Origin of the sequence: Chitinophaga varians (assembly GCF_014529945.1) — a bacterium.
GTDB classification, from domain to species: Bacteria; Bacteroidota; Bacteroidia; order Chitinophagales; family Chitinophagaceae; genus Chitinophaga; species Chitinophaga varians.
In genome coordinates this window covers 174312-186261 of sequence record NZ_JACVFB010000001.1, presented here as the reverse complement: position 1 = coordinate 186261, position 11950 = coordinate 174312, and the positions used below count along the sequence as shown (strand labels likewise).

Below are 11950 nucleotides of genomic sequence, written 5' to 3'. Positions count from 1 at the left end.
AAAGCAGTAATTTGCACTCGGTTCAAGTTTTGATCATATACACCAGTAGACAATCAAAAACAATCATTAATAAACACCTTTAAATTATAATATCTTATGGCTTTAGAATTCACAGACGCGAACTTCCAGACGGAAGTGCTGGATTCCGATAAATTAACCGTTGTTGATTTTTGGGCAGAATGGTGCGGTCCCTGCCGGGCTATCGGACCAGTTATTGAAGAACTGTCTAAAGATTATGCAGGTAAAGTAAACATCGGTAAAGTAAATGTTGACGTGAACCCGCAGATCTCTATCGACTACGGTATCACCAGCATCCCCGCTATCCTGTTCATCAAAGATGGCAAGGTAGTAGACAAGCAGGTAGGCGCCGTTCCGAAAGCTGTTCTGGACAAAAAAATACAGGCCAACCTGTAATGATATAAACGAAACTGAGTGATGAAAAGGCCCTTCCGTTCGACGGAAGGGCCTTTTTTATGTCCTTCGGTTTCCACTGTGACAAAATTCCGGTTCCGCTGCGTATATTACACCATCATCAAAACCAGAAAAACCATCTGATTCATCTCAAATAACAACGATCTTTGCGCCACACATTTATTATCCTGTTTACCTTACTTTACAGCCTGGCCGCTATGGGCCAGCGCCAATGCGGCACCGCCGTTGCCCTGCAGCAACGCGTGCTTGAACATCCTTCCCTCCAACAAGTGATCGACAACAATGAGAAAAAAATGCAGCTTTTGCAGCAGCGCCGTATGATGCGCGTGCAAACCGAAACGGTGCAACAAAACGTCACTATTCCCGTAGTAGTGCATATCGTACTGGACAACCCTGACCTGGTCACCGATGCCCAGGTGATGTCACAAATAGCCGTACTCAATCAGGACTACAACGCCACCAATCCGGACGTTAGCCAAGTGCCCCCGGTGTGGCAGCCGATCATTGGCAATAGCCGTATCAGTTTCTGCCTGGCCCAGCGCACTCCCGGCGACGAGCCCACCACCGGCATCGTCCGTGTTAAAACAGCGGCAGGCCAGAGCTTCAGCATCAGCGGTGGCGCTCCTGATGCCAAATACAACCAAACCGGCGGTTCCGACGCCTGGGACACCCAAAAGTATCTCAACATCTGGGTAACCCGCCTGTCGGGCAACTACCTCGGCGTAGCAGCGCCTCCCGGCAATGGTTACCCCGGTGAACAGCTGGGCGTAGTGGTGCTTTATACCGCTTTTGGTACCACCGGCAGCGTAGGCCGCATCTATAATCTGGGCCGCACTACCACCCACGAAATAGGCCATTTTTTTGGACTGAAACATATCTGGGGCGATGACAACGGTACCTGCGCTGTTGACGACGGTATTGCCGATACCCCGTTGCAGGGCGACAATACCTATGGATGCCCCTCTTTTCCCAAAACAGACAACTGCAGCCCCAATTTTCCGGGGATCATGTTCATGAACTACATGGACTATAGCGATGACGCCTGTATGCACCTTTTCACCGCCGGGCAAACCGGCAGGATGCGCGACGTGCTGGAGAATATCGTCACCAGCCTGATGACCTCCAACGGCTGCACGCCTGTTGTGCTACCGGAAAACGATGCTGCGCTCACCGCCATTACCGGCGCCAGTGGCAAACTTTGCGACAATCGTATCCTGCCGCAGGTGACCCTGCGCAACAAAGGCACCAGTCCCCTCACAGCCGTCAGTATCCTGTACCGGCTCAACAATGGCGCGCTGGTCAACTACAGCTGGCAAGGCAGCCTGCCCAGCCTCCAGAGCGTAGACGTTTCCCTGCCGGCCTCGCAGGTACCTGTAGGCGCCTATAACCTACAGGCCTATACGCAGTCGCCCAACGGCCAGCCAGACGCCAATGTGAGCAACGACACCGTCATCAGCCGCTTCCACTTCGACGCGGCAGTGCAACTGCCTTTTGAAGAAGGGTTTGAACAGGATAGCTTCCCGCCACCGGGATGGGACCTCTACAATCCCGACCACAGCTTTACCTGGGAGCGGGACCGCAACGTAGGGCACAACAGTAAAGCCTCCGCGCTGGTACGTAACAAAGGATACAATGTAAATGACCAGACAGATGACCTGATCACCCCTGTAATAGATCCACAGGCACATGACTCCATTTTCCTTTTCTTCGATGTGGCCGCAGCCGTTTACTCCGACCCCAATATGACCGGCAACGTGTGGGACACCCTGCAGGTGTTGGTAACCAAAGACTGTCACCAGACAGGCGCCATCGCCTACAGCAAATGGGGCAAATACCTGATCACCCGCCCTACGGCCGTACAGGATGAGTTCATCCCCAATAACACGGAATGGCGCCGCGATTCGGTGGACCTGACCGCGTTGGTGGGCAAAGACAAGTTCCAGGTCGCCTTCAGAAACATTTCAAATGCTGAGAATAACATATATATCGACAATATCCGGATCGTCACCAAAGACATCAATCCCGAACTGCGCCGGGCCGGCGTGTTGATCCACCCCAACCCCACCGATGGGCTGGTATGGATCAGCTTCTATGAACGGCCCACCGATCTGCAGCAGGTCAATCTTTATAACGCCGCCGGGCAACTCATCGCTTCCAAACCCGGGAACGCCGTTGGCGCCAACAACCGGATGACCTTTAATTTGGTAAATGAGCCAAATGGTGTTTATTTTGTAAAATTAATTTACAGGAACAGGGCCAACACCATTAAATTAATGAAAGTAAGATGACGATGAGACAAGATTACCCGGCAGTTCAGACACTTCTTCAGCAACCTTCTCTGGATACTGACCTGAAGAACATTGCAGAAAAAATTCTGCGTCAGGAAAGAATTACGCCCGCAGAAGGGCTGACCTTATTTCAAAAAGGCGACGTCGGCTTTTTAGGCGCACTGGCCAATCACGTACGGGAACGTATGCACGGCGATAAGACTTACTTTAACCGTAATTTTCATATTGAGCCTACCAACGTATGCGTTTTCACCTGTCACTTCTGCTCCTACTCCCGGCTGTATAAAAACCGCGAAGAAGGATGGGAACTAAGCATCGACCAGATGCTGGATATTGTGAAAAGCTACGACGGGCAGCCCGTGACGGAAGTCCACATTGTAGGCGGCGTACATCCTAAGATGCAGCTGGACTTTTTCGTGGAACTGATCCAAAAAATCAAGGCACATCGCCCTGATCTTCATATCAAAGGTTTTACAGCGGTGGAGCTGGACTATATGTTCCGCAAAGCCAAAGTAAGCGTAGATGAAGGTATGCGCATCCTCAACGAAGCAGGCCTGCAATCTATGCCTGGCGGCGGCGCAGAGATTTTCCATCCCGATGTGCGCGCCAAAATCTGCCACGACAAGGTAGATGCAGACGGCTGGCTGGCCATCCATCGCGCAGCCCACAACCGCGGCATGGTCACCAACGCTACTATGCTGTATGGCCATATTGAATCCTACGAACACCGTATCGACCATATGGAACGCTTACGTCAGCTCCAGGATGAAACACATGGCTTCAATACCTTCATCCCGCTGAAGTTCAGAAACAAAGGCAACGATATGTCCGATATTCCGGAATCATCTATCGTAGAAGATCTGAAGCTGTATGCCGTGGCTCGTTTGTATATGGACAACTTCCCGCATATCAAGGCTTACTGGCCTATGCTGGGCAGAAACACCGCACAGCTGACCCTCTCCTTCGGCGTGAATGACCTGGACGGTACAATCGATGATACCACCAAGATCTACAGCATGGCCGGTGCGGAAGAACAAAACCCTTCCATGAACACCGCTCAACTGGCCCATCTGATCAAACAAGCCGGCAGAAGGCCCGTAGAACGCGATACCGTGTACAATGAAATAAAAGACTACACAGAGATTGTTTTCTCCGACGAGGAACTACTGACTAAATAATATCCTTATGCAGCTACCGTTCAAATACCTGTTGATAGCCGCCCTGTATGTGTCCGGCTGTAACAACAATACCGGCAAAAACAACAGTGCCGCGACCACGGAAACAGGTACCAGCACCACCGCAGGTACGGAATCTCCCACACAGGTCACTTCCAACGGCAGCGAATTCAAAAAGGAAGCGTCTCTGGTGTTCCTGTCTAAAAACAAGGCAGACACCATTCGCAAAATCGATATCCAGCTGGCACAAACTGATCAGCAGCGGGAAGATGGTCTGATGTACCGTAAATCCATGACAGACGATCAGGGCATGCTGTTTATCTTCCCGGATATGGAAGAGCGTTCCTTCTGGATGAAAAACACCTATATCTCCCTGGATATCATCTACCTGGACGATAAACTGGAGATCGTGTCTATACAGAAGTATGCAACACCGCTGTCAGAACAGAGCCTGCCCTCTTTCAAAAAAGCGCAGTACGTGCTGGAAGTAAATGGTGGTTTCTGCGACAAATACCATGTCAACTACGGTGATCATGTGGTCTACCACAAATAACCACATCACAAAATATCTACATTCCAAAATGATGAAGCCCCGGCAGACGCCGGGGCTTTTTTTGCTTGATACATATTTGATCGCTAACATTATAGCCTTTAAAGACTATCCTTCGTTCACCACCCGCAGGATGTGCAGCTGGGTTTTGCCCGCAGGCACTTCCCAGTCGATGGTGTCGCCGGTACTGTAGCCCAGCAGGGCTGTACCAATAGGCGAAAGGATAGAGAGTTTCCCCAGTTGAATGTTGCTGGCGGCAGGCAACACCAGTTGTACTTCCCGTACAGCGCCACTGCGTTCATCTCTGAATTGCAGCGTGGAATTTACCTGTACCACATCTTCGGGTACTTTTGTTTTCCGGATAACCGCCCTGTCCAGCTCCTCTTTCAGCTTAGCTGTGCCGGGAGCGTGATAACAAAGCGTTTTCAGAATGTCATAATCATGTTGGGACACTATAATCTGTTTCTTTTTCATAAAAACAGGTTTTTAATCAATTAATTAACTGACTGCCCCGGAATAAGTGCCGCTCCGGCTGAACGGCCGTTGTCCGGTGCGTAAATTTCTTCATATGATCGTATATCCGTTCTCGTTACTCTTCTGTAAAGTGCAGCAGGGTTTACCTGTTCAGGCGTCGCAAAACCGCAGGCGCCCATCAGTTCAGCCAGTGCATATATGGTGTTGCGGTGGAAATTGGCCACACGCTCTTTCTTATCGGTCACATTCACCCCCTGGTACAGGGTCGGGTCTTGCGTAGCCACGCCTACAGGGCAGCTGCCGCTATCGCATTGAAGCGCCTGTATGCACCCCAGTGCCAGCATCATGCCTCTGGCGCTGTAGCAGGCGTCTGCACCCAATGCCAACACTTTCATGATGTCGAAACCGGTGATGATCTTACCACTGGCCATAATTCTGATATGCTGTTTCAGATCGTACTTCTTCAGCATGGTCACCACAAAAGCCAGTGCATCGTACAAAGGCATACCGATACTATCTGTGAACTCCAGCGGAGCCGCACCGGTACCACCTTCTGCACCATCTACCGTAATAAAGTCGGGGTAGATACCAGTGTTGGTCATGGCGACACAGATACGCTCAAATTCATCTTTGCGGCCTACGCACAGCTTGAAACCTACCGGCTTGCCACCGGAGAGCGTACGCAGTTGCTGCACGAACGACAGCATCTCATATTCATTGCCGAAAGCAGTATGCGCCGCCGGCGACAGCACGCTGACACCCGGTTTCACCTTACGGATAGCCGCAATTTCCGGCGTATTTTTCGCTGCCGGCAGTACCCCGCCCTTACCAGGCTTGGCACCCTGGCTCAATTTCAGTTCCACCATCTTTACAGCTGGTTCTGCAACCGTTCCGGCATATACCTCCGGAGAGAAATTACCTTTCTCATCGCGGCAGCCGAAGTAACCGGTACCGATTTGCCAGATCAGGTCACCGCCATGTTGCAGGTGATACGGACTTACACCACCTTCCCCGGTGTTATGGGCAAATCCACCCACTTGTGCGCCACCATTGAGGGAAAGGATGGCTGTTTTACTCAGCGCACCGTAACTCATTGCGCTGATGTTGAGTAAACTTGCATTGTATGGCTGACTACATTGTTTGTTACCGATCGTTACCCGCAGCGCGTCCGGTTTTACTTTCGTTGGAAACGCTGTATGCGCGGCCCATTCGTAACCCGGCTCGTACATGTCGGCCAGTGCGCCGAAGGCAACGGTCTGTTTCACGTCTTTCGCACGCTGGTACACTACCGCACGTTGGCGACGGCTGAACGGCCGCCCGTCTGTGTCAGACTCGAAGAAATACTGCCGCATTTCCGGCCTGATGTGTTCCAGCAGGTAACGCAGCCTACCCAGGAGAGGATAGTTGCGTAACAGGGCGTGTTTGCCCTGAAAACGGTCTATCAATGTCAGCAAAGTGACACCTACGGCCACCGGTAATAAAATCCATCCTGTTAAATAACCGCGATAAAGGCTTGCAGCCACGCTCACATCCAGCAACAGGCATAAAAGATAAACTGCCCATCGTGCTATCCGATGATTCATAAAACTTATTTTATAAGATTGTTTTGGAAATTGCTAAATGGATTGTAGTACCAATACAAGCGTACAGGTATCATCCCCCCGGGTACAACTGTTACGATGCTATAAGTTGCCCGGGCTTAATTGTTGAAGTCTTTTGGACAGGATAAAAACGGCAACAGAAACCCGCCCGTACAAATACGGTGTTGGCTACAGCAGGTCAATATGTAAGTTGCCTTGTTCACTTGTAATGAATGAACAACAAAGATAGGCCTTTTATTGATATCAGCGCACTATTTGGTTAATTCCGCCGCAGTAAATGCTTTCTGACGACCGTTAAACTGTTTGCGCACACCTTTGATATCATCTGCGGATACCTTTCCGGCCTTATTATTCCACGCGCTGCGTAAAAACGTGAGCAGTTCTGCAATATCAGCATCGCTGAATTCATCGCTGCCGCCGATACCAGGCATATCACCATTGATTTCGGGCGCTTTATACAGCTTGCCGTGTACTTCCACCGGACCGGTAAGGCCGTACAGCACGATAGCGGCAAACTTATTTTTGTCACCGGTCACCCAGTTGCTTTCATTCAGCGGCGGCGCCATAGCAGCAATACCATTACCGTTTTTACCGTGGCAGGTCTGACAAACAGTATTGAATATTTTATATCCTCTGGGGTATTTTTCAGCCAAAGCATCCATTTTTTTTGCGTTGGCATTGTTGTCCATATTCTTCAGCACGGCGTGCAATTGTTTATTCAACACCAACGCAGTATCCGGATTAAAAGCTTCCAGTTGCTTCAGCAACGCGGCTTCCCGGTTGACGGCATTATTGATCAGCGCAGCTGATATATAACGGTCACGCGCATACGCTTTCATCAGTTTTTCTTCGAGGCGGGTCGCTGCAGCTTTATCTGCTTTACCCAATGCGGGCAACAAATACGCGACATACGGCGCAAAGAACGGTTTACCAGCCAGCGTGTCCAGCTTTGTCAGCGCGGCTTTAGCGGACTTTCCGTCCAGCACGGAAGGCAGCGCGGCAAGCGCCTGTACTTTGTAGTCATCCGTCCCCTGCTCCAGTATCACGGCCAGATCGGCGTAGGTCAACTGATGCAGTCCTTCCAGTGTCCAGAGCGCATGCACCTGCAGGAGCGGTGCGCCGGTATTGGACAACGCGGCACGCAATGCCGGCACCAGCGCGGTTAAACGATGATCAATAATATATTGTTGCGCTTTATCACGCAACGCGCCATTGGGATCATTCAGCAATTGTAAAAGCTGGTCTTCCCTCACCTGGGTTTTCTGTGGATGTTGCCCCGTCGGAACAATGCGGTAAATACGGCCACAGCTGAGTGGTTGCGTCAGCTCCCGCATTTTGATTTCGTTCTTCAGATAAGTGGTGATATAAGTTTTGTGTTGCAGAATTCCCCTGTACATATCGGTGATATACAACGCCCCATCAGGGCCGTTATACAAGCCCGTGGGCCTGAAACGCTCGTCCGTGCTGGCCAGAAACTCTTTCCCCTGGTAAGCCTGTTTACCGGTAACGATATAACCACTGTCTTTTAAAATATTCCGTTTGATGAGATTAGCGGAAGGTTCGGCGACGAAAGCGTTGCCTGCATAAGCTGCCGGCAACAGATTGCCCCGATAGATAACCGGACCGCAGGCAGCTGTAAACTCCACCAACCGCAGACTATCGTCCAGCACGCCTTTCATATAGCCTCTGTTGACCCCCGGCGTGGGATGTGCCGGATACACGTGGTTGTCCTTCACGATCTTCTGATCATAACCGGCAGCATTCTGCTGATGCGGATTTTTACCGCCCAGCCCTGCCGGGAAATAGTCCCCCAGCAGATTTTCGGAGTTATTATTATAATATAACCGGCCTTTATCATCCTGGGTAATGCCCCACTGACCACGGAAAGTGGTGGCCTCTTTCAACCATTTGTCGCCCACTTTACGGTAACGGCGATCAGACTTCGCATTGTATATCCAGTTGTCAAGTCCCCGCAAAAGTCCGTTGGGCTGATGTTCTACGTTACCACCGGCAGCATACGCGCTGTCTACCAGTACTTTTTTGCCGGGTTTGTCATGGTTATTTTCGATGAACCATAATTGAGGCGGCGTAGCCACCAATACACCATTCTCCACAAGGCATACCGCTCTGGGCAACACCAGCGAATCCAGAAACACCGTCCGTTTGTCCATCACACCATCGCCGGTGGTATCTTCCAGTATGACAATTTTGCCATCCGGCTTGTCTTCTCCGGTACCGCTGGTATCCGGCATAAAGCCCATCATTTCCACTACCCACATCCTGCCACGATCGTCGAACACCGTACTTACCGGGGCTACAACCATCGGTTCTGCCGCTACCAGCTGCACTTCCAGCCCTTTGTCGACCGTCATGGCGCCGATGGCAGCCTTACCATCCAGCACAGGAGACTTATCGAACTGTTTTCGCATCGCCAGCGAATCCCGCTCGTGTTTGCTCATCCGGTCTTGTTGTTGTGTTTGTCCGCAGGCAAACCATGCCAGGGAAATCGTGGAGATGATCAGGTATTGAAGACGATTCATGTATTTAATTCGATTGCAAAAACTAAAAATACATCTCCTGCGATTATTTGCAACTATTTTTTGATCAGGGGTAAAATCATTTGCGAATTTGGTTATTTAAGAATTTAGGGCATTAGCGGGTCGTCCATATTTATCGTGGTGATGTAAAATGGCAGTGATAACTCCTTGTTTTTCCTATCAATGTGAAAATATTGGCAACAATGGAGAAACATCCATCATAAACAGTCGGCTAAATATCTAAATGATAAAATTAACCAAATGTTAAAATGGCTTATCTTCGTCGCCTTATTGCATACATTTTACGATTTATTTGCATTTATGGGACGCTTTCAGGGCTTAATAGGCATCGCCCTCATTTTGGGCATTGCCTTTTTGTTTTCCAACAATAGGAGTAAAATTAACTATCGGCTGGTGATAAGTGGTATCACGTTACAGGTAGCGATTGGTCTGCTGGTATTTAAAGTCCCACCTGTCACCTGGTTTTTTAAGCAAGTCGGCGAGGGCATGGGTAAACTGGAAGCATTTGCGCGTCAGGGCGCCGCTTTCGTATATGGCGGCATTGGCGTGGCCCAGATTCCTGATGGCCATCTGGCCAATTATGCCGGCGGTGGATTTGTTTTTGCGTTTAATGTAACAGCCACGATCATCCTGGTATGTGTACTGGTTGCGGTGTTGTACCACTTCGGTATTATGCAGCGGGTGGTAGCGGTGATTGCCCGGGCCATGAACATTGTGATGCGGGTGAGCGGTGCGGAAGCACTCAGCAACGTGGCCAGCGCTTTCGTAGGCCAGGTGGAAGCACAGGTGATGATCCGTCCGTATCTTAATTCCATGACTAAAAGCGAGATCCTCGCCTCTATGAGCGGCAGCCTTGCCTGTATTGCCGGCGGTATCCTGGTGGTATATGCCAACATGGGCATCCAGGCCGGTATGAACATCGCGCCATTCCTGATTACCGCCAGCCTGATGGCCGCTCCCGGCGCACTGGTGATCTCCAAGATCGTATTTCCGGAAACGGAAGAGAGCGTGACCATGGGTCGCGTGAAAATGGAAGTAAAAAGCAACTATACCAACGTGATCGACGCTATCTCCCATGGCGCCGGCGATGGTTTTAAAATAGCCATGAACGTGATCGCCATGCTGATCGGCTTTATCGCATTGATAGCGCTGCTCGACTGGTGCCTGATCAACCTCGGCCACCTGGTGGGCCTGAGCTTCGATCTGAGCCTGGACTGGATCTTTGGTAAACTGTTTACGCCAATGGCCTGGGCCATGGGCGTACCCAGTGAAGATGTCAACAATGTGGCTACCCTGTTGGGACAAAAACTCACGATCAATGAATTCGTGGCTTTCAAAAACATGACCGACCATAAGATAAAAATAGAATCCGTTAAGGCGATCACCATTGTTACCATCGCCATTGCGGGTTTTGCCAACTTCAGCAGCGTGGGCATGCAGATCGGTGGTATCGGAGAACTGGCGCCCGGCCGCCGTACCGATCTGGCCAAACTGGGTCTCAAAGCACTGCTGTGCGGAACATTGGCCAGCTACCTGTCAGCGACCATTGCGGGTATTCTGCTGTAAATTTCTTAAAACAATATTATCAATGCCTAAATGCCGGGGAGATGCTTATCAATAGCATTTCTCCGGCATTTTTATACACGACAATTTTGTACTTTCCGCTTTCGCATTGATTAGATGGATAATAGATGATCCACACTGGGATTTGGGAGACAATCTTCCTGTATTGGTGTATCTTGACTAAACAGAAGTAATATTCTCACCTCTTATCCCCTAATCAAACCACCACGTATGAAAACAGTATTATTATCGCTTTTATTAGCCATGGGGCTCAACAGCACTCCCCCTAAGCTCATTAAAGAAGAAAAAGGTCCTGACAGAATTGTTACGATGTTCAATCTAAGTATTGGACTAAATGTCACGTCGCATGAGTTATACGTATCCTGGCAATTACAGCCTGGAAATGCGGCCAGCTATTCAACACAAGCCTCCTGGGGACCTTATACTAAGTATTTTAATTTGGCGCCGCAGGGTAATATAACTTTTTATGGCGCTATTGTTCAGCCCAATACCGTGCAAACAATGACCTTTGACAATGGCCGGGTAAAGTTCATTTGGGACGGAACCGGAACAGCGTGTACTGTTATCTGTCAGCCGGGCCCAACTACTGGCTGTCCGGACCTTCCTTTTCCATGACTTAAAGATTGGCTACCAACATAAAAAGCGAAGGCCCGTATGAAAGATCATACGGGCCTTCGCTTTTATATTTTCTACATGTTTTGATCAAACAGACTGCATCAATGGGCTGAATAAGACGCAGCAGTATCCCTGCTTAAAAAGTCACTTGTCCTTAAGCATTGTTTTCCTGCGATCAGATCAGTATTGTCTCCGGGCAGTCCCGGTCATTACAGGTTAGAGTTCCAGTCTTTTCACCAGGGAAGCCTGAACGGCTGTCCATGCGTCGAGGTTACCGGATTCTTCCCAGTAATTTTTCATTTCTGATGCGCCCAATATTTTGTTTACAGCAGCAACGGCCTGGCTTCTTAATCCTTTTGTTGCGATCAGGTTCAGGATATCCAGTTTATCCAGCGGATCTTCGGGGAAGTCTTCGCTGGGCTTGCCCATCAGCGCTGCCACCAGTTCTGCGGCGGCTAATCCTTCTTCGCAATCTGATACTTCCAGTGTTTCGGTGTTGTTGATGATACGTGCCAGTGTATCAGTTACCAAGCCACCATCTTTGCTGTCGATCACGTCAAAAACCCAGTCTTGTGATCCATCATTTTCAAAATTCCTGGTGCCCCATGCGCCCATAGTGTGTAATGTTTTTTATTTTTTTAAAATAAAGAAATAGAGAATAAAATTAATAGTC

Annotated in this window: 10 protein-coding genes; 6 read left to right on the top strand and 4 right to left on the bottom strand. The window is 49.7% G+C overall.

Annotated elements, in window-relative coordinates:
* The first annotated feature begins 96 nt into the window (after positions 1–96).
* The 4 genes from trxA (at position 97) to ICL55_RS00700 (ending at position 4448) form a co-directional block, all read left to right on the top strand.
* Entirely contained in the window at positions 97–414 is a 318-nt protein-coding gene (gene trxA, locus ICL55_RS00715; RefSeq protein WP_168873046.1) for a thioredoxin, read from the top strand.
* Positions 415–578: 164 nt separating this feature from the next.
* Positions 579–2720: a M43 family zinc metalloprotease gene (locus ICL55_RS00710; protein ID WP_188094129.1), complete on the top strand. Its 2142-nt coding sequence runs from the start codon at positions 579–581 to the stop codon at positions 2718–2720.
* Entirely contained in the window at positions 2717–3898 is a 1182-nt protein-coding gene (gene mqnE, locus ICL55_RS00705; protein ID WP_188094128.1) for an aminofutalosine synthase MqnE, read from the top strand. Before ICL55_RS00710 ends, mqnE begins: the two co-directional genes overlap by 4 nt.
* A 7-nt stretch (positions 3899–3905) precedes the next feature.
* Positions 3906–4448: a DUF192 domain-containing protein gene (locus ICL55_RS00700; RefSeq protein WP_188094127.1), complete on the top strand. Its 543-nt coding sequence runs from the start codon at positions 3906–3908 to the stop codon at positions 4446–4448.
* A 105-nt stretch (positions 4449–4553) separates the two neighbouring features.
* Here ICL55_RS00700 and ICL55_RS00695 read toward each other — a convergent pair whose 3' ends face one another.
* From ICL55_RS00695 to ICL55_RS00685, 3 genes are all read right to left on the bottom strand, one after another.
* Positions 4554–4919 carry a GreA/GreB family elongation factor gene (locus tag ICL55_RS00695; RefSeq protein ID WP_188094126.1) on the bottom strand — a complete coding sequence of 122 codons (366 nt, stop codon included), beginning with the start codon at positions 4917–4919 and terminating at the stop codon, positions 4554–4556.
* Positions 4920–4939: 20 nt separating this feature from the next.
* On the bottom strand, positions 4940–6502 hold the full coding sequence (locus tag ICL55_RS00690; protein WP_188094125.1) for an FMN-binding glutamate synthase family protein: 1563 nt from the start codon (positions 6500–6502) through the stop codon (positions 4940–4942).
* A gap of 269 nt (positions 6503–6771) precedes the next feature.
* The gene (locus ICL55_RS00685) at positions 6772–9060 is read right to left on the bottom strand and encodes a DUF7133 domain-containing protein (protein WP_188094124.1); all 2289 of its coding nucleotides are present in this window, start codon (positions 9058–9060) and stop codon (positions 6772–6774) included.
* A gap of 258 nt (positions 9061–9318) precedes the next feature.
* On the opposite strand from ICL55_RS00685, the gene ICL55_RS00680 reads away from it, so the two are divergent.
* Together ICL55_RS00680 and ICL55_RS00675 are read left to right on the top strand one after the other, a co-directional pair.
* Positions 9319–10644 (top strand): NupC/NupG family nucleoside CNT transporter, encoded by a 1326-nt coding sequence (locus tag ICL55_RS00680; RefSeq protein WP_246496133.1) that lies wholly within the window; start codon positions 9319–9321, stop codon positions 10642–10644.
* 228 nt (positions 10645–10872) lie between these two features.
* Entirely contained in the window at positions 10873–11277 is a 405-nt protein-coding gene (locus ICL55_RS00675) for a hypothetical protein (protein ID WP_188094122.1), read from the top strand.
* A 216-nt stretch (positions 11278–11493) separates the two neighbouring features.
* Here ICL55_RS00675 and ICL55_RS00670 read toward each other — a convergent pair whose 3' ends face one another.
* Entirely contained in the window at positions 11494–11892 is a 399-nt protein-coding gene (locus ICL55_RS00670) for a DUF4259 domain-containing protein (RefSeq protein ID WP_188094121.1), read from the bottom strand.
* Positions 11893–11950: the final 58 nt, after the last annotated feature.

Excerpts from the sequence above, each read along its gene's own strand:
- ICL55_RS00690 (WP_188094125.1), bottom strand. The coding sequence starts at position 6,502 with ATGAATCATCGGATAGCACGATGGGCAGTTTATCTTTTATGCCTGTTG.
- ICL55_RS00670 (WP_188094121.1), bottom strand. The coding sequence starts at position 11,892 with ATGGGCGCATGGGGCACCAGGAATTTTGAAAATGATGGATCACAAGAC.
- ICL55_RS00675 (WP_188094122.1), top strand. The coding sequence starts at position 10,873 with ATGAAAACAGTATTATTATCGCTTTTATTAGCCATGGGGCTCAACAGC.
- ICL55_RS00695 (WP_188094126.1), bottom strand. The coding sequence starts at position 4,919 with ATGAAAAAGAAACAGATTATAGTGTCCCAACATGATTATGACATTCTG.
- trxA (WP_168873046.1), top strand. The coding sequence starts at position 97 with ATGGCTTTAGAATTCACAGACGCGAACTTCCAGACGGAAGTGCTGGAT.
- ICL55_RS00700 (WP_188094127.1), top strand. The coding sequence starts at position 3,906 with ATGCAGCTACCGTTCAAATACCTGTTGATAGCCGCCCTGTATGTGTCC.
- ICL55_RS00680 (WP_246496133.1), top strand. The coding sequence starts at position 9,319 with ATGTTAAAATGGCTTATCTTCGTCGCCTTATTGCATACATTTTACGAT.
- ICL55_RS00685 (WP_188094124.1), bottom strand. The coding sequence starts at position 9,060 with ATGAATCGTCTTCAATACCTGATCATCTCCACGATTTCCCTGGCATGG.
- mqnE (WP_188094128.1), top strand. The coding sequence starts at position 2,717 with ATGACGATGAGACAAGATTACCCGGCAGTTCAGACACTTCTTCAGCAA.